The organism is Bradyrhizobium stylosanthis, assembly GCF_001641335.1.
Taxonomy (GTDB): domain Bacteria; phylum Pseudomonadota; class Alphaproteobacteria; order Rhizobiales; family Xanthobacteraceae; genus Bradyrhizobium; species Bradyrhizobium stylosanthis.
In genome coordinates, this window is the sequence record NZ_LVEM01000002.1 from 1,381,526 (window position 1) to 1,406,871 (window position 25,346).

Consider the following 25,346-nt stretch of genomic DNA (forward strand, 5'->3'; position numbering starts at 1 on the left):
GCAAGCCCCTCCCTTTGTGACCGCTTACAGCAATCCGTATTGCGCCCGCTCGCGCTTCGCCAGCAGCGGCAGGGCCTGGCCGGCGATCAGGGTCTTGAAATGCGCGCTCTCCTGGTGGGCTTTGAACGCGGCCTCGTCACGGAACAGCTCGTAGAACAGGAACTGCGCCGGATTGTCCTTGGCCCGCGAGATCAGGAACAGCTTGACGCCGTCCTCGCGCTGCGCCTCCGGCAGGAAGCGGTCGAGGATCCCTGCGACCCTGTCGGCCTCGCCCGGCTTTGCCTCCCATTGCGCGACGACGAGCAGACCGCCGCCGTCGACGGCGTCGCTGAGGGATTTCTGCGTGGCATAGTGATTCATCGTGCTTCCTCCTTGCTGCTGGGCTTGAGATGACGCCGCCGTCCATGGCGAGAGATAGATCGCCAGCACGGCGCCGAAGGCCCTGATGACTGATCTGCGGCTGAACGCTTCGTGGGGGCGCGGCACCGGCCGCGCCTGGATCGATCGCTTCATGTCCGTCTCCATCGGTTGGTCTCATTGCGATCGGCGCAGACTTGTAGCGGTGGCCTGCCGGCTTTGGTTCGCCGGTGATCGAAGTGTCGATGTCGTGAACGCTTCGATTGTGGTCGAAGCGTCGTGGTAGCGAAACAGGTGAAGGGCGAGCGGAGGCGACCGCCGGATGTCACGCCGCATTTGATTTTGGCGGCGAATTTCGCTACCGGCTTTTCCCGTGGATACGCTCAGGGTCAGAGACGCCAAAGACGTCGAAGAGGTGGTGCGCGCGGCGATTGCCAACGAGCAGCCGCTCGAGATCATCGGTCATGGCAGCAAGCGCAGCATCGGCCACGCGATGGCGACCAACGCCGTGCTCGACGTCTCCGCGCTGAACGCCGTCACCTCCTACGAGCCCAACGAGCTGATCATCACGCTGCAGGCCGGCGCGCCGCTGGCCGACGTGCTGTCGCTGATCGATGCCAAGAACCAGCAATTCGCCTTCGAACCGATGAACACGGCGCCGCTGCTCGGCACGCCCGCGCTCGGGACGATCGGCGGCATGATCGCGGCCGGGCTGGCCGGGCCGCGGCGCATCAGGGCGGGCGGGGCGCGCGACCACCTCCTGGGGGCGTACGCCGTCTCGGGTTTCGGCGACAGCTTCAAGACCGGCGGCAAGGTGGTGAAGAACGTCACCGGCTACGACCTTTGCAAGCTGCTCGCGGGGTCCTGGGGCACGCTGTCGGTGATGACCGAGGTCACGCTCAAGGTGATGCCGAAGCCCGAGGCCGAGCGGACGCTGCTGCTGCGCGGGCTGGACGATGCCGTCGCCAACAAGGCGATGACCGCGGCGCTGGGCTCGCCCTTCGATGTCTCGGGCGCCGCGCACCTGCCGAAATCGGCATTCCGGGCCAAAACCGACGGGCTCGGCGACATCGCAGGCCAGGGCGAGGCGCTGACCGTGCTGCGGCTCGAGGGCATCACGGCGTCGGCTGCGCATCGCGCCGGCTCGCTGCGCGAACTGCTGGCGCCGTTCGGAACCGCGACGCTGATCGAGGACGCCCCGTCGTCCACGCTGTGGGCCACCATCCGTGACGTCCTGCCGTTCGCGGCCGGCGGCGCGCTGGGGAGCTGGCCGGTCTGGCGGATCGTCTGCCCGCCGGCCTCGGGCGCGGCGCTCGGCACGCAATTGGCGCGCGAGACCGGGGGCGACGTGATCTATGATTGGGGCGGCGGGCTGATCTGGGCCGCATTGCCGCCGAAGGGCGACGCGCATGCCCCGGCCGTTCGTGCGCGCGCGAATGCGGTCGGGGGTCATGCCGCGCTGATCCGGGCGGCCGAGGACGTCAGGCGCGAGGTCGATGTGTTCCATCCGCAGGCGCCCGGCATTGCCGCCCTGAGCGAGCGCGTGCGCGCCAGCTTCGATCCGAAGATCATTCTCAACCGGGGGCGCCTCAGCCGGGGCGCTGCTGCATGAAGACCGAATTCTCACTCGCGCAGCTCGCCGATCCCGATATCGCGGAAGCCGACAAGATCCTGCGCGCCTGCGTCCATTGCGGCTTCTGCACTGCAACCTGTCCGACCTATGTGCTGCTCGGCGACGAGCTCGATAGCCCGCGCGGCCGCATCTATCTGATCAAGGAGATGCTGGAGAAGGACCAGACGCCGACGGCCGAGGTGGTCAAGCATGTCGACCGCTGCCTGTCGTGCCTGGCCTGCATGACGACCTGCCCCTCGGGCGTGAACTACATGCATCTCGTCGACCAGGCCCGTGTCAGGATCGAGCAGCGCTATCAGCGCCCGCTATCCGAGCGGCTGCTGCGCCAGGTGCTGGCTTTCGTCCTGCCGGACCCCAAGCGTTTTCGCGCCAGCATGGTGCTGGCGCGGCTGGCCCGCCCGCTCGCCGTGTTGCTGCCGACGCCGCGTCCCTCGGCGACGCCAGGCCTGATTCAGCGCCTCAAGGCGATGCTGGCCCTGGCGCCGAACCGGCTGCCGGCGCCGGGCGCGCTTCCGGGCAGCGTGTTTGCGGCGCTCGGCAAGAAGCGGGGCCGGGTCGCGCTGCTGCAGGGCTGCGCCCAGCAGGTGCTGGCGCCGCGCATCAACCAGGCCGCCATCAGCCTGCTGACCCGCCACGGCATCGAGGTCGTGCTGGTCAGGGACGAGCAGTGCTGCGGTGCGCTGACCCATCACCTCGGCAATGACCAGGACGCGCTGGCGCGGGCTCGCGCCAACGTCGCGGCATGGCGGAAGGAAGCGGCCGGCGAGGGGCTCGACGCCATCCTGGTGACGACCTCCGGTTGCGGCACGGTCATCAAGGATTACGGCTACCTCCTGCGTGAGGACACTGCGTTTGCCGCCGATGCGGCGAACGTGTCCGCGCTCGCCAAGGACATCACCGAATACGTCGCCGGTCTCGAGCTCGCACCGAGCACGCGACAGGACGACATCGTCGTCGCCTATCACTCCGCATGCTCGTTGCAGCACGGACAGAAAATCACGGGCCTTCCGAAAGAATTGCTTTCCAAGAATGGATTCGTGGTGAAAGATGTGCCCGAGAGCCATTTGTGTTGCGGTTCGGCGGGGACCTACAACATTCTCCAGCCCGAGCTTGCGGGCCGGTTGCGCGATCGCAAGGTCGCCAACATCGCGAGCGTCAAGCCGGACATGATTGCCGCGGGCAATATCGGCTGCATGGTGCAGATTGCCAGTGGCACGTCAGTTCCGGTCGTACACACGATTGAGCTTCTCGATTGGGCTACGGGCGGGGCGCGGCCGGCACTCAACGCGCAAGGCTGAGACTTCGAATTCTGAGGTTTCGAAGTCTGAGCTCTCGTCCGGAGGTGACGGCTGAACGGCGCCCGATCGACCATTGTTTGGCGGCAACAGGAGGACCACGATGGCGAAAGCGAAGAAGAAGAAAAGCAAGAAGGCCAAAAAGGCCAAGAAGTCAGTAGCGGCGAAGAAGGCGACGAAGAAGAAGGCAGCCAAGAAGTCCGCGAAGAAATCTGCCAAGAAGTCTGCCAAGAAAACCGTGAAGAAGGCCGCCCCGAAGAAGGCTGCCAAGAAGACAGCGAAGAAGGCCGCGGCCAAGAAGGCTGCACCGAAGAAGGCCGCAAAGAAGGCTGCACCGAAGAAGGCGAAGGCAGCTCCCGCGCCGAAGCCGTCAGCGCCGGCGCCAGCACCGGCTCCCGAGCCTGTCGCCGAGACAAGCTGGGCGATGCCTTCGTCTTCTGCGGAAGCCACGCCGGCCGAGGGACAGAGCTAGACCCAAGGTGAGGCCGAAGCCCGGGTCCAATCCCGCGGCTGGGATCGACAACAGGAAGGCCGCAGCGAGGACGCTGCGGCCTTTTTGCATCGCGCGAGGGGGGCCGGGGATTCGTCAATCCCGGCGTCAGCTTGATTCGTGGCGTCCGGGGCACGCCGCCGCCGGGCACCGTACTAACCCGGTCATCGCAATGCACTTTGGAATGCAAATGATGTGGTCGAGAAGACACACTGGCTGACAACCTTTCGTGGAAACGTCAGAACGCCTAAAAAGTCGGCAGATGCTCGCCCTTTTTGCTTCACGGTTTTCAGTCCCCGATCCAAATTGCCGCAGTTGTGATTTTTTGACGTCAGATCGTTCGCCCGGGGGGCTTCCGGGACACGACGGGTAGAACTGGTGATGGGGATCGAAATGAAAAAAGTGACTTTGTTGGCAACGGCGCTGGCAATGGTGACGGGTTCGGCTTTCGCGGCAGACATGCCGGTCAAGGCTCTGAAGGCCCCGCCGCCCCCCGCCTTTGACCCGTGGGATGTCGCCTTCGGCGGCGCGATCATGAGCGACTACGTCTTCCGTGGTATCACCCAGTCGAACCACAAGCCGTCGGTTACCGCCTATTTCGAGCCGCGCTACAACGTCACCAAGGACCTCCAGCTCTATGTGGGCGTGTCCGGTGAGAGCATCTCCTTCCCGAACCGCGCCGCGGCCGAGATCGACATCTACGGCGGTATCCGCCCGACCTTCGGCGCGTTCGCCCTCGACGTCGGTGTCTGGGGTTATCTGTATCCGGGTGGAACCTGCTATTTCGGCGGCACCGGCATCGACAACGCCGGCGTCTTCCAGGGCGCAGGCTGCGCCGAGAAGGGCCTGCTGAACACCAACGTGATCAAGAAGGACCTGAGCTTCTTCGAAGTCTACGCCAAGGGCACCTACACGGTGAACGACAGCTGGTCGTTCGGCTTCACCGAATACTACACCCCGAGCTACCTGAACTCGGGCGCCTGGGGCAACTACGCGTCGATCGTCGGCAAGTACATCGCGCCCTCCACGACCTTCGGCGCCAGCGGCGTCGGCATGTACGTGTCGGGTGAGTTCGGCCGTCAGTGGCTCGGCACCTCGGACAGCTTCTACGGCGTTCCGGCGTTCCCGAACGGCATCAAGTATGCCGACTACAACACCTGGAACATCGGCATCGGCTTCACCTACAAGGTTGCCACGCTGGACCTGCGCTACTCCGACACCAACCTCTCCAAGGGTGATTGCAACGCCTTCACCAGCGACTTCTCGGCGCGCGGCAATCTCACGGCTTCGACCGGCACCTTCGTGACCCCGATCAATCCGTCGGGTGTCGGCTCCAACTGGTGCGGCGCCACCGGCATTGCCAAGCTGTCGTTCGACCTGACGGCGATGAGCAACCTGAAGTAAGTTTCTTTCCGAGACGACTTCGAGGGCGGCAGGGCAACCTGCCGCCCTTTTGCTTTGAGGGGTGTCGTCTGAGAAAGCGCTCGGCCTTCATGGTTCGAGGCGCGCCGGACGACGGCGCTTCCTCACCATGAGGGGCCGAGATCTTGCCGCGAGGACAGACCTCATCCTGAGGGCCCGCCGGAGGCGGGCGTCTCGAAGGATGGCTGCAGGTAAGGTCCTGCCGAGGTTACCGAGGTCTCAGGCTGGGTCGTGCCGGCTCAGCCCGCTACGGTAGGCTCCTTCGCGGCCGGCTCGCCATCCTTGCCGACGACGTGGATCGGGCCGTCCTTCACCATCGTCACCTTGCGGGTGTGGAAGGCATCGAGCGTCGAGCGGTGGCCGATCGAGACGATGGTGGCCTGCGGCAGCTTCTCCGCCAGCAGCCGGTACAGCCGGGCTTCGGACGGCTCGTCCAGCGACGCCGTGGCCTCGTCGAGGAACAGATAGTCCGGCACATGCAGCAGCGCGCGGGCGAGCCCCAGGCGCTGCTGCTCCCCGAGCGACAGCATCCGGTTCCAATGGCCTTCCTCGGTCAGCCGTTCGGCGAGGTCGGGCAGGCCGACGGCGATCACCGCGTCCCGAATCCGGGGCGTCTGGAACGCGCCGGGGGCTGCGGGATAGATCACGGCGTCACCGAGCGCGCCGACCGGGAAATAGGGGCGCTGCGGCAGCATCATCAGCTTCGCCTGTGCGGGGACGACGATGGTGCCGGTGCCGAACGGCCAGATGCCGGCGATGGCGCGGAACAGCGTCGACTTGCCGGAGCCTGACGGCCCGGTCACGAGCACGCGCTCCGATGCCTGGACGGCGAAGCCGTCGGCCGCGACCAGCGGCATGCCGTTGGGGAGATACACGCAGAGCTTATCGAGGCCGATATTGCGGCTGCCACCCGCGGCCTTGAGCTCGATCGTCGCCTCATGCGCCGGCAGGTTTGCGGCGGAATCGACCGACATCTCGAAGCCGTCGAGACGGGCAACGATCGCGCGCCATTCCGCCAGTGCCCGGTAGGCTGTCACGAAGAACGACAAGGCGCCCTGGACGCTCGAGAAGGCCGACGCCGTCTGCATCATGTCGCCGAGCTGGATCTTCTTGGCGAAGAAGGCCGGCGCGACCAGCACATAGGGAAAGATCACGGCCGCCTGCTGATAGCTCGCCGTGAACATCGTGAGGCGCTTGGTCCGGCTCATGATGGCGTACCAGTTGCCGATCACGAAGCCGAAGCGATCCAGCAGTCGGCTGCGTTCGGCGCCTTCGCCCTTGAGCAGGGCAATCTGCTCGCTGTTTTCGCGGACGCGGACGAGGTTGAAACGGAAATCCGCTTCATAGCGCTGCTGCTCGAAATTGAGGTTGACCAGCGGACGGCCGATCCAGTGCGTCAGCGCGGTGCCGAAGATCGCGTAGATCAGCGCGCCCCAGCACAGATAGCCGGGGATCATGAAGTCGGTGCCGAACAGGTGCAGCGGGGCGGCGTTGGAGAGGCCCCAGAGGATCAGCGCGAAGGAGAACAGCGTCACGATCGACGAGAGCAGCCCGAGTCCGATGGTCAGGGTCTGCTCGACGAAGTTCTTGACGTCCTCGGTGATGCGCTGGTCCGGGTTGTCGGCCGCATCGCCCTTGAGCTGCATGCGGTAGTGCGTCGGGCCTCTGAGCCATTCGCCGAGATAATGCTTGGTCAGCCAGTTCCGCCAGCGGATCTGGAGCCACTGGTTCAGGTACAGCTTGTAGACCGCCAGCGCGATAAAGGTGAAGGCGAGGCCGATGAAGATCCAGATCTGCTTGACGAACGCGTCCCAGTCGCTGGCCTGAAGGGCGCTGTAGAACCGGTTCTGCCACTGGTTCACCAGCACGTCGATCGCGACCAGCGCCAGCTCCATCGCAATCACGGCGCCGAGCAGGCCGCGGGCGGCCCATTTGTCCTCGGACCTGAAGTAGGGGATGGCGATTCGCCAGACGATCGCGAGCGTGGCGCTAATGTTCTTCACAGAGCTCTGTCTCCTCGAGGGGGTGTGCACAAATGCCCTGAGCCAAAGGCTTGCGGCAACGGCGAAAACGGGCGCGCTTAGACTAAAGTCGCAAGTTCTGCAATTTGCGTTGTCTTGTCGCAGCCCGCAACCCTAGCATGGGCATAACGGCGCGGGGCGGGGTGCTCTGGGATTTCGCGAGCTTGTGAGCGGAGGGGAACCGCCGCATTCGCAAGGAATTCGCGTCCGGCTCGGGGGGTATCGCTTCAAGCGAAAAGCAGGATCGGCTCTCCACGCGGGCCGTCTGCCGCAAACATGCGTGGGGGAGGAAGACCATGTGGAATCAAATCTATGATCCGCTGCACAGTCCCGTGCTGTCGACGATCGCGGCGGCGGTGCCCGTCGTCACGCTGCTGGTCCTGATCGCGAGCGGTCGCGTCCAGGCGCATATCGCGGCCATCATCGCCGTCATCGTGACCAACCTGATCACGATCTTCGTCTTCACCATGCCGGCGAACATGTCGATCCGCGCCTCGGTGCTCGGCATCGTGACCGGCTTCTTCCCGATCGGCTGGATCGTTCTCAACGTCATCTTCCTCTATCAGGTGACGGTCTCGACCGGGCGCTTCGAGCTGCTCAAGCGCGCGGTCGGCGGCGTCACCGAGGACCGGCGGCTGCAATTGCTGCTGATCGCGTTCTCGTTCGGCGCCTTCTTCGAGGGCGCCTCAGGTTTTGGCACCCCGGTGGCGATCACAGGCGCCGTGCTGATCGGCCTCGGCTTCTCGCCGCTCGCGGCGTCCGGCCTGTCGTTGATCGCCAACACCGCGCCGGTCGCCTATGGCGCGCTGGGCACGCCGATCCAGGGCCTCGCCTCGGTGACCGGGCTCGATCCCTATCTCCTGGGTGCGATGGTCGGGCGGCAATTGCCCGTGTTCTCGCTGATCGTGCCGTTCTGGGTGGTGTGGGCGTTCGCAGGCTGGAAGGGCATGAAGGACGTCTGGCCGGCGATCCTCGTCACCGGCGTGTCGTTCGCTGTCCCGCAATTCGTGATCTCGAACTTCATCAATCCGTGGATCGTCGACATCGGCGCATCGCTGATCTCGATGGGCGCGCTGATCCTGTTCCTGAAGGTCTGGCAGCCCAAGCAGCTCTGGCTGTCGCCGGCGCTGCGCGGCCGCGATGAATCGGCCGCGACCATGGCGGCGGCCAAGCCGCTCGACAAGACGCCGTTGACGCAGAGCGAGCTGTTCAGCGCGCTGCTGCCGTGGATCATCGTCTGCATCGTGATGCTGATCTGGGGCAACGGCGCCTTCAAGACCTGGGCGAACTCGATCTTCGTCTGGAACTATCCCGTTCCCGAGCTGCACCAGATGATCAACAAGGTGCCGCCGGTGGCGGCCAAGCCGACGCCGGAGGGCGCGGTGTTCGCGTTCACTTACCTGTCCTTCACCGGCACGGGCATGCTGATCGCGGCGATCATCTCCGGCTTCCTGATGGGCGTCGGTCCCGGCCGGCTCGTGACCGAGTACGGCCGGACCATCCGGCTGTGCGCGATCTCGCTGATCACGATCTCGGCGATGCTCGCGATCGGCACCCTGACGCGCCTGTCCGGCGTCGATGCGACACTCGGTCTCGCCTTCGCCGCAACAGGTGTGCTCTATCCCTTCTTCGGTACGCTGCTCGGCTGGCTGGGCGTCGCGCTGACGGGATCGGACACCGCCTCCAACGTGCTGTTCGGAAACCTGCAGAGGATCACCTCCGAGCAGCTCGGCCTGTCGCCGATCCTGATGAGTGCTGCGAACTCGTCCGGCGGCGTGATGGGCAAGATGATCGACGCGCAATCGATCGTGGTCGCCTCCACCGCCACCAACTGGTACGGCCACGAGGGCACCATCCTGCGCTTCGTGTTCTGGCACTCGATCGTGCTGGCGTGCCTCGTCGGTGTGCTGGTGACGTTGCAGGCCTATGTCTGGCCGTTCACGGCAATGGTCCTGAAGTAGCGGCTAGCATCTCGCTTCAACGCCAATCCCCGCGAGGTTCGCCCTCGCGGGGATTTTTGCGTCGCGCGCAGGCGAACCTTCTCAATGGCGCTGCCGTCTTATAGAAGGTGCCGCAACTCAGGTCGGTCGAGAGGTGTCATGGTTTCGCTCAAGCAGATGGTGTGTGCGGCGGTTGCAATGCTCGCGATGTCCACGCTCGCGCGTGCCGAGGACGGTTTCCCCTTCGGCTCGGAGATGACGCTGGAGGCGCTGCCGCAAGCAGGCTCGAAGCGGATTCCGAACATCGAGATCGGCGACAATGGCGAAGTCGTGCTGGAGCTCTGGTGCAAGGGCGGCAAGGGCCAGTTCTCGGTCGCAGGGAACACCGTGATCTTCGTGCCCGGCCAGATCCAGGACCGTTCCTGCCCGCCGGCAAGAGCCCAGGCCGACGACGAACTCGTCGCTGCGCTGAGCAGTGTCGAGACCTGGAAGCGTCAGGGCGACGTGCTGACCCTGATCGGCCCCAAGCCGCTGCGTTTCCGCACGACCGGGAATTAGGTCTCGCGTCCCGGACCCGGTGCAGCGTGCAACGCTGCTCCGCAGAGCCGGGACCCAGAATTCGCTAGGATCCCGCGTGCGGCCTCGGGGCCCCGGCTCGCAGCACTTCGCGCCGTAGCGCGTCGAAGACGCGCGTAAACGCGCTTATGACGTCCGGGGCACGAAAGCCTACTTCCACACCGACTTGTCGGCGTCCCAGCGCTGGCCCTTCAGCTCCTTGACGAGCGCCTCGATCGAGCCGTTGTCGTCGGGCAGATCGCCTTCTTCGTCCGCGCTCGCGTCGTCGGACAGATTGAGCTTCGCACCGCTGCTCTCGTCGGCGGTGGTGGTGGCGGGGCTGCCGATCCAGAGCATCAGCTTGTCGGTGCTGCCCGGCTTGTCCGGCGAGACGAGGCCAGCGACCTCGATCGTGTCGGTGAGCTCGAGCGCCGGATGATCCTGGTTCGGCCGCTTGAACACCAGCTTGAGCTTGCCGGTCGAAGGGTTGAAGCTTTGCGCGACCGGCTTTGCCGCGAGCGTCTTGCTGAGCACGCCGGCGACCGCGGTCGCGAGCTTGTCGCGGTTGATCTTGTCGCCGTCGCGCCAGTCGGCGGCGGCAAAGCGGATGGTGCGGTCCATCTCGGTCATGCCCGCGGTCCAGCCGGCGGCGGTGACGCCCGGCGTCGCCTTGAACTTTGCCAGCAGCGCGGCCGCGCGCTCCGGGTCGACCGACATGTTGATGGTCTGCTCGCCGGCGCGCAGCGCGTCGCAGCCGACCGACAGGCTCGCCAGCGTCACCTCGACCGGCTGGCCCTTGAGGCTCTTCAGGAACTCGGTCGCCGCGTCCAGCTTCACCTTCACCGCGATCGCCTCCGGCGACACGTCGGTGAAGTCCTTCGGCTGCGGCGTGATGCCGTCGTCGGAGGTCTGGTTGTCCAGAAATTCCTTCTCGCTGAGATCGGAATTGTCGGGCGAGGTGACCTCGGTCACCACCTGGCCGATGCTGATCTGGCCGCGGAATTCGAAGGCGTCGCCGCTCTGCTTGCGCAGCAGCTTGACGCTGACGGGCGCCTTCTCGCCGATGCTCTGCGTCGTGCCGGTCAGGTTCTGGCCGGCGACCTGGAGATTGACGACGAAGCGGTCCTTGCGGTCGGAGTTCTTCGCGACGGGATAGCAGACGTCGAGCACGGCCGCGGTGACCGTCTTGCCCTGCCGCGTCTCCTTCAGGATCACGTCGGCATTGCCGTCCATCAGCCCGTCGATCGAGGTGAAATAGCGCGTCTCGGTTCCGCCGGGCGCGGCGGCCTTCGGCGACAGCTTCATCTGGGCGGAGGCGACGTCGGGCGCGACCGCCAGCAGAGCCGCCAAAACCACCGTCGGGCAAACCAGAAGCGCGCGCATCGCGGAAATCCTTGAGCAATGGGCATGATCGGGAAAAACGTGAAGCGGTTTTCCGGTGGGATCATGCCCAAACAATGAGAATCGGCGCGCCACCGTAGTGGGTTTTGGCCGCCGGTTGAATCGGAAAGCGGCGGGGCAGGGTCGGCAAAAAAGAAGGCCGCCCGGAGGCGGCCTTCGCGTCACTGTCACGGAGCGGGACGGCTCAGAAGCCGCCCATGCCGCCGCCGGCGGGCATCGCGGGCGCAGCGTCCTTCTTCGGCGTTTCGGCGACCATGGCTTCGGTGGTCACCAGCAGGCCGGCCACGGAGGAGGCGTCCTGCAGCGCGGTGCGCACCACCTTGGCGGGATCGATGATGCCCTTCTCGATCATGTCGACATAGTCCTCGTTCTGGGCGTCGAAGCCGAACGTCTCGGACTTGTTCTCCAGGATCTTGCCGACCACGATCGAGCCTTCCACGCCCGCGTTCTCGGAGATCTGGCGGATCGGGGCTTCCAGCGCCTTCAGCACGATGTTGATGCCGGCCTGGACGTCGGCATTGGCGTTGGTGAGACGGCCGACCGCCTTCTTGGCGCGGAGCAGCGTGACGCCGCCGCCGGGGACGATGCCTTCCTGCACCGCAGCGCGGGTGGCGTTGAGCGCGTCCTCGACGCGGTCCTTCTTCTCCTTGACCTCGATCTCGGTGGCGCCGCCGACGCGGATCACCGCAACGCCGCCCGCGAGCTTGGCGAGGCGCTCCTGGAGCTTCTCGCGGTCGTAGTCCGAGGTGGTCTCCTCGATCTGCGCCTTGATCTGGCCGACGCGGGCCTCGATGTCGGGCTTCTTGCCGGCGCCGTTGACGATCGTGGTGTTCTCCTTGTCGATCACCACCTTCTTGGCGCGGCCGAGCATCTTCACGGTGACGCTCTCCAGCTTGATGCCGAGCTCTTCGGAGATCAGCTGGCCGCCGGTGAGGATCGCGATGTCCTCGAGCATGGCCTTGCGGCGGTCACCGAAGCCCGGCGCCTTGACGGCCGCGACCTTGAGGCCGCCGCGGAGGCGGTTGACGACCAGGGTGGCCAGCGCCTCGCCCTCGACGTCCTCGGCGATGATGACGAGCGGCTTGCCCGACTGCACCACGGCTTCGAGCACCGGCAGCATGGCCTGCAGGCCCGACAGCTTCTTCTCGTGCAGGAGGATGTAGGCGTCCTCGAGCTCGGCGGTCATCTTCTCGGCATTGGTGACGAAGTAGGGCGACAGATAGCCGCGGTCGAACTTCATGCCCTCGACGATGTCCACCTCGGTGTCGAGCGACTTGTTCTCCTCGACGGTGATGACGCCCTCGTTGCCGACCTTCTGCATCGCCTGGGCGATCATCTTGCCGATGGCGGCATCGCCGTTGGCCGAGATGGTGCCGACCTGGGCGACCTCGGAGGAGGCGGCGACCGGCTTGGCGCGCTTCTCGATGTCCTTGATGACGGCCTGGACCGCGGTGTCGATGCCGCGCTTGAGGTCCATCGGGTTCATGCCGGCGGCAACCGCCTTGGCGCCTTCGCGCACGATGGCCTGGGCCAGCACGGTCGCGGTGGTGGTGCCGTCGCCGGCGAGGTCGTTGGTCTTGGAGGCGACCTCACGCACCATCTGGGCGCCCATGTTCTCGAACTTGTCCTCGAGCTCGATCTCCTTGGCGACGGTGACGCCGTCCTTGGTGATGCGGGGCGCGCCGAAGCTCTTCTCGATGACGACGTTGCGGCCCTTGGGGCCGAGCGTCACCTTGACGGCGTTGGCGAGAACGTCGACGCCGCGCAGCATGCGTTCACGCGCGTCTCCGGAAAACTTGACGTCTTTGGCAGCCATTTCTGCAATCCCTCGTGTGTCGTGATGTGTCTTGTTGTGGGCTGTACGGCGCTCTCTGCGTCATTGCCGGGCTTGACCCGGTAATCCATCATCCTGCGAGGAAGGATGGATGCCCGGGTCATCTCGCGCGAAGACGCGCTTCGCGCTTCTGCCCGGGCATGACGGCATGGCATTCAGCGGCCGTTCAGGCGGATGGCCTTAGGCCAGCACGCCCATGATGTCCGACTCCTTCATGATCAGGAGCTCTTCGTTGTCGATCTTGACCTCGGTGCCCGACCACTTGCCGAACAGCACGCGGTCGCCGACCTTGAGGTCGATCGGGATCAGCTTGCCGGTCTCGTCACGGCCGCCCGGGCCGACGGCGACGACCTCGCCCTGGGACGGCTTTTCCTTGGCGCTGTCCGGGATGATGATGCCGCCCTTGGTCTTTTCCTCGGCGTCGATACGTTTGACCACGACACGGTCATGCAGCGGACGAAATTTGGATTTAGCCATGACGTTTCCCTTTGGAGGCTCGCTTCGGAAGTAGTGGAAGTGGGTGGGGCGGCGCTGCCGTTCCCCCTCTTCGGATCGAACGGCGCGCTTAGCAATCGGGCTTTCCGAGTGCTAATAGTGCGCCCGGAAATATGGCTTGGCCGCGATCCTGTCAAGCAAAGGTGGTTAAGCGATTGGTGAGGCGGATATAGGATGGTGGCATTGGAAACTTTGTTCGGGGCCCGGCGTATCAAAGGACGTCATTGCTCCGGCAGCGGTTTTGCGCTTGGCTGCGGGAGGGATGCGGCCATGGTCTTGTTCGGGGGAATGCCATGATCAGTTCAGCTCACGCGCGCACGGTTGCCAATCTGGCGGCCGCCTCTTGCCTGGCGCTGCTGCTCGGCGCCTGCGGCGGCGGCATGAGCCTGCCGTCGTTCTCGTCCTCGTCCCCGCCGCCCGAGGCGGAGCCCGGCACCGGTCCGGAAATGCCGGCGACCATCCGCGCCGACGAGATCGTCGGCCGCTGGGGTCTCGCCTCGTTCCAGAACCCGGCCGACCGCGCCCGCACCGAGGCCGCGGCAAGGGCGCAGTGCAAGAACCCCTACGTGATCACCGCCGGCTCCTCCGGCGGCGTGATCATGCATCTGGCCGACCAGGCGACCCCGCAGGAGCTGCGGCTGAAGGGCTCGCCCAGCGGCAAGAACTATATCGGCCCGGCGGGTCCCACCCCCGGCGAGCAGGACCGCGAGATCGTCTCCTTCGACGGCCGCGTCCTGATCACCCGCTTCATCGACAAGGACGCCGCCACCCGCTACGGCAACATGGTCTACGTCCGCTGCGCGCCGAGGGCGTAGTCACCGTTCTCCGTCGTGCCCCGCGCAGGCGGGGCATCCGGTACGCCGCGGCTTCTCGGCTCAGTCACTGCTGTCTCCGAAATACTGGATCGCCCGGTCAAGCCGGGCGATGACAGCGGGGGATGACGCCAAAAACAAAAACGCCGGCCCCAAGGGCCGGCGTTTTGCTTGTCCGTATCTCGCGCTCAGTCGAACAGCGCGTCGATGTCGTCCTGCGAGGCGTGGCCGACGTCGCCGGCGAGCTTGGGGCCGTTGAGGAGCTTTTCGTCGTCGCTGCGCTGGTCGACCGGCGCCGGCACATGGGCCTTGATCGCGTCGACGCCGCCCCAGATGTCCATCATCGCATTGATGTGCTGCTCGATGAACTTCATCGTGGTCATGACCTTGCTGATGCGCTGGCCGGTCAGGTCCTGGAAGTTGCAGGCTTCGAAGATCGAGATGACGCGTTCCTGGATGTCGTCGGCGAGCCGCTTCTGCTGGTCGACCGAGTCGACCTTGGAGAGCGCCGATGCCGACTGGTCGATCGACTCGGCCGCTTCGAGGATCTGCTGGGTCGCCTGCTCGGTGCCGCCGACGACCGCGCCGAGCTCGCCATTGACCTTGGCCATTTCGCCGCCGTCGAAGCTCTTGCCGTGCAGGGTTGCGATTTCGCGCTTGGTGCGATCGATGGCGTCGTGGATGAGGTCGAGCTCGACCTTCAGCTTCTCGCACTGCTCGATCTGCGCCCGATAGGTCTCGAGCATGGTGCGCGCTTCGGAAAGCTCATGGGCCGTGGAGGCATCGATCGCCGCCATGGCCGCGCTGCCGGACAGCGGGGCAGCGGTGACGCCCTTCGCCATCTGTGCGCGGATCGCGCGCAGCTCCGCCATGATCTCGTTATGCATCGGCGCGGCCTCCTCGATCATTTCGGGGCTGGGCATCTCGCCGACAATAGCCTCCTCGACACGAAAACGTTTGCGGTGAATAGCCATCAGGAACTCCCCCCACCTCACTCACGCGTCTTTGTAGGCAGAAGCGATTTAACACGAAGTTCACAGCAGGAACTGTCGTGCGGCCGCGCGCGACGGCGCGCAAAGAAGCGGTTAACCATGCCCGATCGGCGTTCATCGAAAATAAACGCTGATCGCCAAATTGCCGCGCCGCTCGCGACGTGGTGAATCGAAACGCTGCTTTCGTTTACCAAACAAAACGGCTTTTGCTTTTTATTGACCACGTCGAAGAGCGCGGATCAGCCACCGGCTCGCCACGACGCATGTGATCTAGACGAAACAGTACAGAGTACGTCGATGTTCAAGAAAATGTCTGTCGCGCTGCTTGGCAGCGCTTGCACCTTCATTGCCGGCGCGGATCGCGCCGCGGCCTTCGACAATACGCCGCCGAACGATCCGCCCGCGGTGCTCTACCAGCCGCGCGTGCCGCCGGCGCCGGTGCGCGTCGCCAATGCGAACATGGGCGGCGGCTTCATCGAGTTCCTGTTCGGCGACGGGCCCGGCCGCGGTCCGGCCTATGCGCCCGAGCAGCCGGTGTATCAGCAGCAGCCCGGCTACTACGACCAGCGCCGCCTGCCGCCGATGGGCGAGCCGCAGATGCAGGGTGGATATCAGGGTGCGGCCCTCCAGCAGGAGCCGACCGACCCGCGGCAGCGCCCGTTCGATCCCAAGTTCGAGAAACAGGTTGTTGACTATAGCGGCAAGGAAAGTGCCGGCACGATCGTGGTCGATACGCCGAACAAGTTCCTCTATCTCGTCGAGGGCAACGGCCGTGCGATGCGCTACGGCATCGGCGTCGGCCGCCCCGGCTTCACCTGGTCCGGCGTGAAGTCGATCACCTCCAAGCGCGAATGGCCGGACTGGACGCCGCCTGCCGAAATGCTGGCCCGCCGGCCCGATCTGCCCCGGCACATGGAGGGTGGCCCGGAGAATCCGCTCGGCGCCCGCGCAATGTATCTCGGCTCGACGCTGTATCGCATCCACGGCTCCAACGAGCCCTGGACCATCGGCACCAACGTCTCCTCCGGCTGCATCCGCATGCGCAACGAGGACGTCATCGACCTCTACGGCCGCGTCAATGTCGGCACCAAGGTCGTGGTGATGTGATGATGCCTACCCTCTCCCCTTGCGGGAGAGGGCGGCTTCGCTGCAAGCGAAGCCGGGTGAGGGGTCTCTCTCCTCACGAACGGGTTGGCGAGCGGAGACAACCCCTCATCCGGCGCCATAGCCGAAGCTTTGCTTCGGCGTTCCTACGCAACGGCGGCCGAAGGCCGCCTTTGCCACCTTCTCCCGCAAGGGGAGAAGGAAGAGGACCAAGCAGCTCAAACGAAAACGGCCGCCTCCCGGGCGGCCGTTCTTGTTTGGAGCGTCAGCTTGCAGCCTTACGCGTAGTCGCTGCCGCCGTCGTCATTGCCGAAATCGCTGTCGTCGGCCATGTCCATGTTGTCGTTGTCGCGATCGTCGCCGTAGTTCTGGTCGTTGTTGTCGCGATCGTTCGAGGCCTGGTCGAAGAAGCCCTGGCGGGAGTCGCGGTTCGAGCCGATGTCGTTGAGGCCGGCATCGCGCGCCAGCGAGCCGCCGGACTGGTCGCCGCCACTCCACGGGCTGCCGCCACCGCGTTCCTCGATGATCGTTGTGTCGCCAAAGGCCTGCTGGTGCGAACCGCCCATCATGCCGCGGATGCTCGAGAGCAGCAGCGAGCCGCCGACCACGCCGGCCGCAGCCGCGGCCGCCGTGCCGAGGAACGAGCCGCCGCCACCGCCGCCGACCGGCGGGGCGCCATAACCCTGACCCGGACCTTGCTGCCCATAAGCCTGCCCGTAAGGCGGCTGGCCGTAGCCCGGCTGCGGAGGAGGCGGAGGCATGGCCTGGCCGGTGTTCCAGACCGGCCGCTGCTCACGCTGCGGTACGTTCGGAACCGAGCCGCGCGAGGGGCTGCCGCCGAACAGGGTGTCGCGCATCGTGTCGAGGAAGCCGCCGGACTGCGCCGGCTCGGGTGCATTGGCCGATTCCAGCTCCTGGATGCGGTTATGGGCGCGTTTCAGCGCTTCGTCCTGCAACAGGGTGGTCTGGACCAGCGCGTAGACGGCGCCGGGAGCTTTGCGCAAACCATCGGAAATCGCGGCGATCGCATCAGGATCGCGCGGTGCGTTTTCCAGCTTTGAAAGCCGGTCGAAAAGGTCGTCGACGAGCTGGCGTTCCTGCGGCGTCATGATCTGTCTCCTTCGCGCAAAACCAAGCGCGCTGGAGATGTAGGGTTCCATTGTGGCCCCAACAGTGCCGGCCGGATTAAATTTCGGTATGCGACAAGCTGCCTCGAAGCCGGCTTGTCCCGGGTTTCATCCCAGTGTCACGTTGCTGTCCGCCAGCAGGCGCGCGAACGCATCGCTTTTCAAATACGCATGTTCGCGCTCCCGGACATCGGTCATCGGATCGAGGCCGGTGAGGATGTCGTCGACGAAGCCGGGATGGCACATCACGAGGCCGCTATCCGGCAGGCCCTCCAGGAATTGCCGCATCAGCGTGCCGAAATCGGCGTCGCGCGTGAAATCATAGGCGCCGGCAAAGCCGGGATTGAAGCCGAGGCCGGCGCCGCCCGCGCGGCGGCGGAATTGCGCGCTGAGGATGTCGAGCACCATGGCCTTGGGCGAGGCCAGCCGCTGCGCCAGCGGCAGGTTTCGGCCGCCCTGGCGCACCCAGGCCTGTGGCGCGCCCTCAACGACCGCGTCGACAAAGCCGTCGCGCACCTGCGGGTAGAGCTGCACATGCTGATGGCCGTCGACGAAGTCAGGCGTGCGGCCGAAAGCGTCCACGAACGCCGCGAGCTGCGCCTTCACTTCATTGCGGAAGAATTCGCGGTCGAGCCGTCGCGCAAGGCCAGCGCGCAGCAGCTTCGGAAACGGCAGGAACATGTCGCCATCGAGGGGGCGGAAATGCATGGTGAGGGGCCGGAACGGCGCCGACAGCGTGACATGCAATCCGATGGCGCAGCGCGGGCTCGCTTTCGCCACGGCGGAAAGCGCCTCGGCCTCGCTGCGCTCGATCGCGGGGCCGACCATCATCACCGAGGTGGCGTTGAGACGGCCGCGTTCGATGAGATCGCGGATGGCGCGGTTGACGCCCGGGCTGATGCCGTAATCGTCGGCGCAGAGCCAGATCCGCCGCGGGCTCGCGGCGCTGCTCATTCAGCCGCCGTCCTGCTCGAGGCGTCCTGGCTTGAAGCGTCCTTGCTTGAAGCATCCTGGGCCTTGCCGGCCTCGAAATGCTTCTCGCTGTGCTCGGCGACGAAGTAGATCGGGCGCGCCTTCAGCTCGGAGAGGATCTTGCCGATATACTCGCCGACGATGCCGATCATGATGAGCTGCACGCCGCCGATCGTCATCAGGCCGATCACGAGCGAGGGATAGCCGGGCACCTGCTTGCCGGTCGTGAACACCTCCCAGAGGATGGAAAGGCCGAACAGGAAGGCGCCCCCGGCGAGGATGACGCCGAGCAAGCTGGCGAAGCGCAAGGGCGCCACCGAGAACGAGGTCAGGCCTTCGATCGAGAGACCGAGCAGACTTGCAGCGTTGAAGGTGGTGACGCCATGGGCGCGCGCCGCGGGTTCGTAGTCGACGCGGATCTGGCGGAAGCCGATCCAGCTGGCGAGGCCCTTGAAGAAGCGGTTGCGCTCCGGCAACTGCCGAAGCGCCGAGACCGCGCGCGGCGACAGCAGGCGGAAGTCGCCGGCGTCTTCCGGAATCTTCTGGCGGGCGCCCCAGTTGATCAGCGCGTAGAAGCCGTGCACGGAGATCCGGCGCAGGAAGCTCTCGTTGTCGCGATGCGCCTTGGCGGTATAGACGACGTCATAGCCGTCATCGATCCAGTGTCGCACCAGCTGCTCGATCAGCGCGGGCGGATGCTGGCCGTCGCCGTCCATGAACATGACGGCGCCGAGCCGGGCATGGTCGAGGCCGGCCATCAGCGCCGCCTCCTTGCCGAAATTGCGCGACAGCGAGACTACCTGGACGTCGATCGCATCGGCCGGCAGCGACCGGGCGATCGACAGCGTCGCGTCCTTGCTGCCGTCGTCGACATAGACGACCTCGCAAGCGAGCCGATAGCGCTCCCGCACGGTCTTCGCGAGATCGCAGATGCGTTGATGCAGGGCGGCGAGGCCCGCCGCCTCGTTGTAGACGGGGACGACAATCGACAGTCCCTTCGCCGCGGCGGTGGCTGCGGTGGTCGTCAGGCCGGAGACGTCAGAGCCCAGCGTCGTCATCGATCAAGGTTCCAGAGGCGTTCAAGTCTTGCAAGGTCATTCAACAGCATATGGTAGCTGCCGTTTGCTGTCGCTACGCTGAACGAAGCCGCTCAATATACTTTGGCCTCACCGCCGCAGGAACGCCTCGAGCTTGGCGAACAGCGGGTTCTCCCGGTCGAACACGTAGTCGAGCGAGACCACCGAGACGGTCTCGGCGCCATGCTCGCGCAGGAAGCTCGCCAGCGCATAGAGCTGCCCCGGTGGGCAGTGCAGCGTGAGCATGCCCGACGAGGTCGGCCCGCCGAACGGGGCCACGACGCCGAACCGGCTATGGGCCTCGCCGAGCAGGGCGGCATCGCACTGTCCGAAGCGGGTGCGGACCTCGCGGTATTTGTTGGCCCGCGCCCTTGCCGCGATGTGATCGAGGATGACGCGCGCGGTCTCGCGCGCGTGCGGCGACCAGTCGGCGTCCCGGGAGGCGACCAGATTGGCCTGGCTGCGCAGGATCACGCCGTCGTCGAGCACCCGCAGGCCGTTGGCCGCGAGCGTCGCACCGGTGGTGGTGATGTCGACGATCAGCTCGGCGCTCCCGGCGGCAGGCGCGCCTTCGGTCGCGCCGGCGCTTTCGACGATGCGGTAATCGGTGATGCCGTGGGTCTGGAAGAACGCGCGGGTGAGGTTGACGAACTTGGTCGCGACCCGCATCCGCATGTGATGCTGCTCGCGGAAGCCGGTGGTGACGTCGTCGAGATCAGCCATGGTGCGGACGTCGATCCAGGCCTGCGGCACCGCGACGACGACGTCGGCATAGCCGAAGCCGAGCCCGTCGATCAGCGACACGCGCTTGTCTGGGTCCGGAATGTTCTCGCGCACCAGGTCTTCGCCGGTGACGCCGAGATGCGCGAAGCCGCGCGACAGCTGCGCGGCGATCTCGCTCGCCGAGAGATAGGCGACCTCGACATTGTCGAGCCCTGCGATGGTGCCGCGGTAGTCGCGGGCGCCGCCGGCTTTCGACAGCTTGAGGCCCGCGCGAGCGAAGAAGGCTTCGGCGTTTTCCTGCAGGCGGCCCTTGGAGGGAACGGCCAGAACGAATGGCGCGCTCATGATCTTACGCTCCCACCTTGCGGCCGATGCGGTTCAGCGCGTCCACCCAGACCGAGAAACCAACCGCGGGGATCGGCTCGGCTGAGCCAAGCTGGGTCATCAGCCCGTCATAGCGGCCGCCGGCGACCAGCGGCTCGGCGCCGTTGCCCCTGTGATGAACCTCGAATTCGAAGCCGGTGTAATAGTCGAGGCCGCGCCCGAACGCGGTCGAGAAGCGCGTCTGCTTCACGTCGATGCCGCGCGCGGCCATGAAGCCGACCCGGCTCTCGAACTGGTCGATCGCGGCGGCGAGGTCGAGCTTCGCATCGCGCGTGAGGGCGCGCAGCTCGGCGACGGCGTCGTCGGGATTGCCGGAGATGCCGAGGAAGCGCTTGAGCACGGCGATCGCCTCGCGCGGCAGCGCGCCGCCCTTGAGCGTCGACTGCTCGAGGAAGCGGTCGGCGATCTCGGCCGTGGTGCGTCCGCCGACATTGGTGGTGCCGGCGATCGACATCAGGTCGGTGACGAAGGCGAGCGCCGCCTTGCGGTCGGAGCCGGCCAGCGCCGCCAGCACGCCCTCATATTCGCTGCGCGTCGCGGTGGTCGCGGCCGCCAGCCGCTCCAGGTCCTGCTCGAGGCTGATCTTGCGGTTGAAATCCTTGACCAGGCGGCGGCGCCAGACCGGGTAGAGATTGAGCGCGTCGAGCAGCGCGTTGAACAGCGCGACGTCGCCGGTGCGGATCTCGACGTCGCGCACCCCGAACGCGGCCGTCGCCTCCAGCGCCAGCGCCAGCATCTCGGCGTCGGCTGCGGCGCGGTCCTGGCGGCCGAATGATTCTATGCCGGCCTGCAGGAATTCGCTGGCCTGCCCGCTACGGTATCGGAACACCGGACCCAGATAGCTGAACCCGGCCGGCTGGCCGGCCTGGCGGGATGCGAGATAGTCGCGCGCCACCGGAATGGTCAGGTCCGGGCGCAGGCACAGCTCCTCGCCCGTGAGGTCCGTGGTCAAATAGAGGCTCTTGCGGATGTCCTCGCCGGAGAGGTCGAGGAACGGCTCGGCCGGCTGCAGGATGGCGGGCTCGGCCCTGACGTAGCCGGCCTGCGCGAACGACAAGAGCAGCGTATCCGCCCAGGCGGCGGAGCCGGCAGCATTTGAGGTGGCAGTCGCGGTCATCTCAGGGGTCCATCGTCCCGGCGGAACCGGGCAGGGGCAGGGGAGGCGAATTGGCGCAGCCCTTAGCATGGCCCGGAAGCGGTTTCGACCTCCAAAGGATCAATCGCTTAACGGTCGGGCAATTCCTCACCTCAACGTCATGGCCGGGCTTGTCCCGGCCATCCACGTCTTGCCCACCAGCGGAAAGGGCGTGGATGCCCGGGACATAGGCGAGCGGAAGCGACGCCGTCCTTCGGACGGCTATGCCCGGGCATGACGACTTCCTGCGTTCGCGAATGCGATCTCCCTGCAAAGCTACCCGGTTTTGCCGCCCCAATCGCCCAGCACGGCCTGCACCAGTGCCAGCGCGGCGACGGCGGCGGTATCGGCGCGCATGATGCGGGGGCCGAGCGCCAGCCGCAGGATGTTGGGCTGCCGCAGCAGCAGGGCCCGTTCCTCTTCGGCAAAGCCGCCTTCGGGGCCGATCAGCACGTCGATACCAAATCTGCCCTGGTCATGGCCGGCTTTTCGGGCGTCCTGCAGGCTCTGAATGGGGTTTTGCACCTCCGCCGCCTCGTCGCAGAAGATGAGCAGCCTGTCCGTGGCGCGCTGGCTCAGGAACCGGTCCAGCGGCAGCGGTTCGGCGACGCCGGCGATGCTGAGGATGCCGCACTGCTCGGCCGCCTCGACCACATTGGCACGCATCCGCTCGGTATTGACCCGGGAGGCCTGGGTGAACCGGGTCAGGACCGGCTGCAGGCTGGCGGCCCCCATCTCGATGGCCTTCTGGACCATGTAGTCGAGCCGGGCATGCTTGAGCGGGGCGAAGACGTAGGTGAGGTCGGCCAATTGGTCCTGGGGCCGGGTCTGCTGCAGGATGACGAGGCCGTCCGGCCGCTTGCGGCCCTCGATCGCGGCCTGCCACTCGCCATCGCGGCCGTTGAAGGCCAAGACCTCGGCTCCGGCGGCGAGTCGCAGCACATTGCCGAGATAATTGCTCTGGTCGCGGTCGAGCAGCACCCGGGCGTCCTGGGCCAGGGGGGCATCGACGAACAGGCGGGGGGCGCGAAAATCGTGGGAGGGCATCGTCCAAAGGTCCAATTTGGCGCCGTTATTAACCGAAAGACGCCGTTTCGGGGGTAAATATTGCCCGACCGGTGCGTCGGCGCGCCGCGCTCTTGCCCTATTCGACGGGTTGTTAAGCGCCGGCGGGAATCGTAAAACCGCGAACACGCTGGTTGCGCTTCAATTGGGAAGACGCCGAACCCCGTAAGCTCCTGCCGGAGAAACTGCTTTCATGATCCGTCATCTGATGGTTCCGCTCACTGCCGCCGTGGTCGCCATGGGTGCTGCCGGCGCCCATGCGCAAAGCGCCTTCCCGGCGCCGCTGCCCGGCCAGGCCGCGACCAGTTCGGCGTTTCCGCCGGTGAACGGATCGGCGCCGACCGCCTCCGTCGGCACGGCTCCGCAATCCTCCTCCTTTCCCGTCAACGGCGCTGCGCCGCTCGGCGGCGCCGGCGCGTTCAGCGCGGCTCCTCCGACGCAGGCCCCTGGCGAGGACTGCATGAAGGCCTTCGTGCCCCTGCGAGAGGAGGCCGAGAAGCGCGGCAAGCTGATCAAGGCCGCGGGCGATCGCCATGCGCCGCCGGACGAGGCCTGCAAGCTGATCCGCAATTTCAGCCAAGCTGAAATGAAGATGATCAAATACGTCGAGACCAATGCGGCCAAATGCGGAATCCCGCCGCAGGTCAGCGCGCAGATGAAGGACGGCCACAAGAACACCGAGGCCATGGCGACGAAGGTCTGCAACGTTGCGCAGCAGATGCAGAACCAGCCGCGCGGTCCCGCCGGCCCGTCGCTGAGCGAAGTGCTGGGTTCGGGTTCGGCGCCTGAGGCCAATGCCGGCAAGAAGGGCGGCAGCACCTTCGACACGCTCAACGGCAACGTCCTGACCCGATGAGCGACACATCCGCCCGCGTTGCCGATTCCACCGGCAACTGGGTCGATACGCTCGCGCCGGAATGGGCGCGTCCCTATCTGCGCCTGTCCCGCTTCGATCGTCCGATCGGCTCCTGGCTTCTGCTGATGCCGTGCTGGTGGTCGGCGGCATTGGCCGCCGGCATGGCGCATGACATCCGCCGCCTGCCGCTCACCATCGTCCTGTTCCTGATCGGCGCCTTCGCGATGCGCGGAGCAGGCTGCGCCTGGAACGACATCACCGACCGCGACCTCGATGCCAAGGTCGAGCGCACCCGCTCGCGACCGCTGCCGTCGGGGCGCATCACCGTGAAGCAGGCGCTGGCCTTCCTGGTCGCGCTGGCGCTGGTCGGCCTCGTCGTGCTGCTGCAGTTCAACCGCTTCGCCGTCCTGACCGGCATCGCCTCGCTCGTGGTCGTCGCGATCTATCCCTTCATGAAGCGCGTCACCTGGTGGCCGCAGGTCTTCCTCGGTCTGGCCTTCTCCTGGGGCGCGCTGATGGGCTTTGCCGTCACCTTCGGGCGCATCGATGTGACCGCGCTGGTGCTCTATGCCGGTTCGATCGCCTGGGTGATCGGCTATGACACGATCTATGCGCACCAGGATTCCGAGGACGACGCGCTGATCGGCATCAAGTCCACCGCGCGGCTGTTCGGCGCGCACACGCACCAGGCGCTGATCCTGTTCTATGGGCTTGCAGTGGTGCTGATCGGCGTCGCGCTGGCGTCAGGCGATGTGCGCTGGCCCGCCTGGCTCGGGCTCGCGGCTTTCGCCGCGCATCTGGCCTCGCAGATCGTGCGCTTGAGGATCGACGATCCGGATCTGTGCAAGCGCCTGTTCTTCTCGAACAAGCATGCGGGGCTGCTGCTGTTTGCGGGATTGCTCGCCGACGCGGTGATGCGGGCGGCGTAGCTCTCTGAATTCGGTGGAGGAGGTGGGCTCGCTTCGCTTTGCCTACCCTGCGGCAATATGATTGCCGCTCAATTCCGCGCGATGATCTCGCGTTCCTCGCGATGAACCGACAGGTCGCGCGTCATGGCGACGCGGCGGCGCATCAGGAATTTCGGACGGCGGGCGCGGATTGCGTTGGCGCGGCGGCGGCGGGCTGCGGGCTTGCGCGCGCCTTCGTCGAGTTGCGGAAGCGCGAAGATCTCGCTCCAGACCGCCCAGGCCTGCGCGAGCTCGTCGGCTTCGGCGCCGACCAGCAGCGGAACGGACAGCGAGGGGTCGCGATGGACGAGGACGAGCGCCTGCGCCTCGTCATTGCCGCGCAGCGCGACGCCGGTGAAGTCGCTGACGCGGACGTTGATCGCCATCTGCATGCCGCGGACGGCACGGCGCAGCACCACACGTTCGCGATGAAGCTCGATCTGCCTGGTGTAGCCGTCGGCGCGCGGATCGTGCGCATCGAAGCGGACCGGAAGGGAAAGAGGGTCGAGCCGCAGGGAGCGGCTCGACCCGGCGGGGTTGACCCCGCATGTTGCTGTTTGACGCCTCACGGCTTTCGTTCTCCCCGCCAGGATTATGTTCCCGGTCGATGCGGAGACCTTAGCGCGGCCCGTTCCGAAACCGCTTAAAAAGGCTGGTTAACCCAGCGTCACTGCCGCTCATGATTGACAAGACCTTGGCACGCATGATTG

General features: G+C 66.0%; 24 protein-coding genes. 10 read left to right on the forward strand and 14 right to left on the reverse strand.

Annotated elements, in window-relative coordinates; all coding sequences use genetic code 11:
- Positions 1-24: 24 nt before the first annotated feature.
- Entirely contained in the window at positions 25-513 is a 489-nt protein-coding gene (locus A7X65_RS18400) for a putative quinol monooxygenase (RefSeq protein WP_145656293.1), read from the reverse strand.
- Between the two features lie 217 nt (positions 514-730).
- On the opposite strand from A7X65_RS18400, the gene A7X65_RS18405 reads away from it, so the two are divergent.
- From A7X65_RS18405 to A7X65_RS18415, 3 genes are all read left to right on the forward strand, one after another.
- A complete protein-coding gene (locus A7X65_RS18405; RefSeq protein ID WP_063687155.1) occupies positions 731-1,969 on the forward strand; it encodes an FAD-binding protein in 1,239 nt (412 codons plus the stop codon).
- Positions 1,966-3,288: a glycolate oxidase subunit GlcF gene (gene glcF, locus A7X65_RS18410; protein ID WP_063687157.1), complete on the forward strand. Its 1,323-nt coding sequence runs from the start codon at positions 1,966-1,968 to the stop codon at positions 3,286-3,288. Before A7X65_RS18405 ends, glcF begins: the two co-directional genes overlap by 4 nt.
- Positions 3,289-3,388: 100 nt before the next feature.
- A complete protein-coding gene (locus A7X65_RS18415; RefSeq protein ID WP_063687159.1) occupies positions 3,389-3,757 on the forward strand; it encodes a hypothetical protein in 369 nt (122 codons plus the stop codon).
- A 182-nt stretch (positions 3,758-3,939) separates the two neighbouring features.
- Here A7X65_RS18415 and A7X65_RS42665 read toward each other — a convergent pair whose 3' ends face one another.
- The gene (locus A7X65_RS42665; RefSeq protein WP_167358238.1) at positions 3,940-4,236 is read right to left on the reverse strand and encodes a hypothetical protein; all 297 of its coding nucleotides are present in this window, start codon (positions 4,234-4,236) and stop codon (positions 3,940-3,942) included.
- Here A7X65_RS42665 and A7X65_RS18420 point away from each other — a divergent pair.
- Entirely contained in the window at positions 4,169-5,179 is a 1,011-nt protein-coding gene (locus A7X65_RS18420; RefSeq protein WP_063687803.1) for a TorF family putative porin, read from the forward strand. The two genes, A7X65_RS42665 and A7X65_RS18420, sit on opposite strands and share 68 nt — an antisense overlap.
- A 257-nt stretch (positions 5,180-5,436) precedes the next feature.
- On the opposite strand, the gene A7X65_RS18425 is transcribed toward A7X65_RS18420, so the two are convergent.
- Positions 5,437-7,200: an ABC transporter ATP-binding protein/permease gene (locus A7X65_RS18425; protein WP_063687161.1), complete on the reverse strand. Its 1,764-nt coding sequence runs from the start codon at positions 7,198-7,200 to the stop codon at positions 5,437-5,439.
- A gap of 314 nt (positions 7,201-7,514) precedes the next feature.
- Here A7X65_RS18425 and A7X65_RS18430 point away from each other — a divergent pair, with 314 nt between their 5' ends.
- Both A7X65_RS18430 and A7X65_RS18435 read left to right on the forward strand, forming a co-directional pair.
- Positions 7,515-9,179: an L-lactate permease gene (locus A7X65_RS18430; RefSeq protein WP_063687163.1), complete on the forward strand. Its 1,665-nt coding sequence runs from the start codon at positions 7,515-7,517 to the stop codon at positions 9,177-9,179.
- Between the two features lie 138 nt (positions 9,180-9,317).
- A complete protein-coding gene (locus A7X65_RS18435; RefSeq protein WP_063687165.1) occupies positions 9,318-9,716 on the forward strand; it encodes an META domain-containing protein in 399 nt (132 codons plus the stop codon).
- A gap of 168 nt (positions 9,717-9,884) precedes the next feature.
- Here A7X65_RS18435 and A7X65_RS18440 read toward each other — a convergent pair whose 3' ends face one another.
- The 3 genes from A7X65_RS18440 to A7X65_RS18450 all read right to left on the reverse strand — a co-directional run bounded on the left by A7X65_RS18440 (position 9,885) and on the right by A7X65_RS18450 (position 13,425).
- Positions 9,885-11,096 (reverse strand): hypothetical protein, encoded by a 1,212-nt coding sequence (locus tag A7X65_RS18440; protein ID WP_063687166.1) that lies wholly within the window; start codon positions 11,094-11,096, stop codon positions 9,885-9,887.
- A 202-nt stretch (positions 11,097-11,298) separates the two neighbouring features.
- Positions 11,299-12,930, reverse strand: coding sequence for a chaperonin GroEL (gene groL, locus A7X65_RS18445; RefSeq protein ID WP_063687167.1), 1,632 nt, complete (start codon positions 12,928-12,930; stop codon positions 11,299-11,301).
- Positions 12,931-13,128: 198 nt separating this feature from the next.
- Complete coding sequence (locus tag A7X65_RS18450) at positions 13,129-13,425, reverse strand: co-chaperone GroES (protein WP_063687169.1); 297 nt, start codon at positions 13,423-13,425, stop codon at positions 13,129-13,131.
- 311 nt (positions 13,426-13,736) lie between these two features.
- Here A7X65_RS18450 and A7X65_RS18455 point away from each other — a divergent pair, with 311 nt between their 5' ends.
- Positions 13,737-14,258, forward strand: a complete 522-nt coding sequence (locus A7X65_RS18455; RefSeq protein ID WP_063687171.1) for a hypothetical protein — start codon at positions 13,737-13,739, stop codon at positions 14,256-14,258.
- Between the two features lie 185 nt (positions 14,259-14,443).
- Here A7X65_RS18455 and A7X65_RS18460 read toward each other — a convergent pair whose 3' ends face one another.
- Entirely contained in the window at positions 14,444-15,229 is a 786-nt protein-coding gene (locus A7X65_RS18460) for a protein phosphatase CheZ (protein ID WP_063687173.1), read from the reverse strand.
- 315 nt (positions 15,230-15,544) lie between these two features.
- Between A7X65_RS18460 and A7X65_RS18465 the strand changes: the two genes are divergently transcribed.
- A complete protein-coding gene (locus A7X65_RS18465; protein WP_063687175.1) occupies positions 15,545-16,354 on the forward strand; it encodes a L,D-transpeptidase family protein in 810 nt (269 codons plus the stop codon).
- Between the two features lie 275 nt (positions 16,355-16,629).
- Here A7X65_RS18465 and A7X65_RS18470 read toward each other — a convergent pair whose 3' ends face one another.
- The 6 genes from A7X65_RS18470 to A7X65_RS18495 all read right to left on the reverse strand — a co-directional run bounded on the left by A7X65_RS18470 (position 16,630) and on the right by A7X65_RS18495 (position 22,815).
- Entirely contained in the window at positions 16,630-17,460 is an 831-nt protein-coding gene (locus A7X65_RS18470) for a DUF2076 domain-containing protein (protein WP_063687805.1), read from the reverse strand.
- A gap of 126 nt (positions 17,461-17,586) precedes the next feature.
- On the reverse strand, positions 17,587-18,432 hold the full coding sequence (locus A7X65_RS18475) for a ChbG/HpnK family deacetylase (protein WP_063687177.1): 846 nt from the start codon (positions 18,430-18,432) through the stop codon (positions 17,587-17,589).
- Positions 18,429-19,508 (reverse strand): glycosyltransferase family 2 protein, encoded by a 1,080-nt coding sequence (locus A7X65_RS18480; protein WP_063687179.1) that lies wholly within the window; start codon positions 19,506-19,508, stop codon positions 18,429-18,431. The genes A7X65_RS18475 and A7X65_RS18480 overlap by 4 nt, the downstream gene beginning before the upstream one ends.
- Before the next feature lie 108 nt (positions 19,509-19,616).
- On the reverse strand, positions 19,617-20,594 hold the full coding sequence (gene hisG, locus A7X65_RS18485; RefSeq protein ID WP_063687181.1) for an ATP phosphoribosyltransferase: 978 nt from the start codon (positions 20,592-20,594) through the stop codon (positions 19,617-19,619).
- Positions 20,595-20,598: 4 nt separating this feature from the next.
- A complete protein-coding gene (locus A7X65_RS18490; RefSeq protein WP_063687183.1) occupies positions 20,599-21,750 on the reverse strand; it encodes an ATP phosphoribosyltransferase regulatory subunit in 1,152 nt (383 codons plus the stop codon).
- Positions 21,751-22,044: 294 nt separating this feature from the next.
- On the reverse strand, positions 22,045-22,815 hold the full coding sequence (locus tag A7X65_RS18495; protein ID WP_063687185.1) for a 16S rRNA (uracil(1498)-N(3))-methyltransferase: 771 nt from the start codon (positions 22,813-22,815) through the stop codon (positions 22,045-22,047).
- A gap of 211 nt (positions 22,816-23,026) precedes the next feature.
- Here A7X65_RS18495 and A7X65_RS18500 point away from each other — a divergent pair, with 211 nt between their 5' ends.
- Complete coding sequence (locus A7X65_RS18500) at positions 23,027-23,689, forward strand: hypothetical protein (RefSeq protein WP_063687188.1); 663 nt, start codon at positions 23,027-23,029, stop codon at positions 23,687-23,689.
- Positions 23,686-24,618 (forward strand): 4-hydroxybenzoate octaprenyltransferase, encoded by a 933-nt coding sequence (ubiA, locus tag A7X65_RS18505; protein ID WP_063687190.1) that lies wholly within the window; start codon positions 23,686-23,688, stop codon positions 24,616-24,618. Before A7X65_RS18500 ends, ubiA begins: the two co-directional genes overlap by 4 nt.
- 68 nt (positions 24,619-24,686) lie before the next feature.
- Here ubiA and A7X65_RS18510 read toward each other — a convergent pair whose 3' ends face one another.
- Complete coding sequence (locus A7X65_RS18510; protein WP_063687191.1) at positions 24,687-25,205, reverse strand: DUF6101 family protein; 519 nt, start codon at positions 25,203-25,205, stop codon at positions 24,687-24,689.
- Between the last annotated feature and the right edge of the window lie 141 nt (positions 25,206-25,346).

What these genes read in the sequence shown, in the direction of transcription:
- A7X65_RS18400 (WP_145656293.1), bottom strand. Translation starts at nt 513, where the DNA reads ATGAAGCGATCGATCCAGGCGCGGCCGGTGCCGCGCCCCCACGAAGCG.
- glcF (WP_063687157.1), top strand. Translation starts at nt 1,966, where the DNA reads ATGAAGACCGAATTCTCACTCGCGCAGCTCGCCGATCCCGATATCGCG.
- A7X65_RS18415 (WP_063687159.1), top strand. Translation starts at nt 3,389, where the DNA reads ATGGCGAAAGCGAAGAAGAAGAAAAGCAAGAAGGCCAAAAAGGCCAAG.
- A7X65_RS18420 (WP_063687803.1), top strand. Translation starts at nt 4,169, where the DNA reads ATGAAAAAAGTGACTTTGTTGGCAACGGCGCTGGCAATGGTGACGGGT.
- A7X65_RS42665 (WP_167358238.1), bottom strand. Translation starts at nt 4,236, where the DNA reads ATGTCTGCCGCGAAAGCCGAACCCGTCACCATTGCCAGCGCCGTTGCC.
- A7X65_RS18430 (WP_063687163.1), top strand. Translation starts at nt 7,515, where the DNA reads ATGTGGAATCAAATCTATGATCCGCTGCACAGTCCCGTGCTGTCGACG.
- A7X65_RS18435 (WP_063687165.1), top strand. Translation starts at nt 9,318, where the DNA reads ATGGTTTCGCTCAAGCAGATGGTGTGTGCGGCGGTTGCAATGCTCGCG.
- A7X65_RS18440 (WP_063687166.1), bottom strand. Translation starts at nt 11,096, where the DNA reads ATGCGCGCGCTTCTGGTTTGCCCGACGGTGGTTTTGGCGGCTCTGCTG.
- groL (WP_063687167.1), bottom strand. Translation starts at nt 12,930, where the DNA reads ATGGCTGCCAAAGACGTCAAGTTTTCCGGAGACGCGCGTGAACGCATG.
- A7X65_RS18450 (WP_063687169.1), bottom strand. Translation starts at nt 13,425, where the DNA reads ATGGCTAAATCCAAATTTCGTCCGCTGCATGACCGTGTCGTGGTCAAA.
- A7X65_RS18455 (WP_063687171.1), top strand. Translation starts at nt 13,737, where the DNA reads ATGATCAGTTCAGCTCACGCGCGCACGGTTGCCAATCTGGCGGCCGCC.
- A7X65_RS18460 (WP_063687173.1), bottom strand. Translation starts at nt 15,229, where the DNA reads ATGGCTATTCACCGCAAACGTTTTCGTGTCGAGGAGGCTATTGTCGGC.
- A7X65_RS18465 (WP_063687175.1), top strand. Translation starts at nt 15,545, where the DNA reads ATGTTCAAGAAAATGTCTGTCGCGCTGCTTGGCAGCGCTTGCACCTTC.
- A7X65_RS18470 (WP_063687805.1), bottom strand. Translation starts at nt 17,460, where the DNA reads ATGACGCCGCAGGAACGCCAGCTCGTCGACGACCTTTTCGACCGGCTT.
- A7X65_RS18475 (WP_063687177.1), bottom strand. Translation starts at nt 18,432, where the DNA reads ATGAGCAGCGCCGCGAGCCCGCGGCGGATCTGGCTCTGCGCCGACGAT.
- A7X65_RS18480 (WP_063687179.1), bottom strand. Translation starts at nt 19,508, where the DNA reads ATGACGACGCTGGGCTCTGACGTCTCCGGCCTGACGACCACCGCAGCC.
- hisG (WP_063687181.1), bottom strand. Translation starts at nt 20,594, where the DNA reads ATGAGCGCGCCATTCGTTCTGGCCGTTCCCTCCAAGGGCCGCCTGCAG.
- A7X65_RS18490 (WP_063687183.1), bottom strand. Translation starts at nt 21,750, where the DNA reads ATGACCGCGACTGCCACCTCAAATGCTGCCGGCTCCGCCGCCTGGGCG.
- A7X65_RS18495 (WP_063687185.1), bottom strand. Translation starts at nt 22,815, where the DNA reads ATGCCCTCCCACGATTTTCGCGCCCCCCGCCTGTTCGTCGATGCCCCC.
- A7X65_RS18500 (WP_063687188.1), top strand. Translation starts at nt 23,027, where the DNA reads ATGATCCGTCATCTGATGGTTCCGCTCACTGCCGCCGTGGTCGCCATG.
- ubiA (WP_063687190.1), top strand. Translation starts at nt 23,686, where the DNA reads ATGAGCGACACATCCGCCCGCGTTGCCGATTCCACCGGCAACTGGGTC.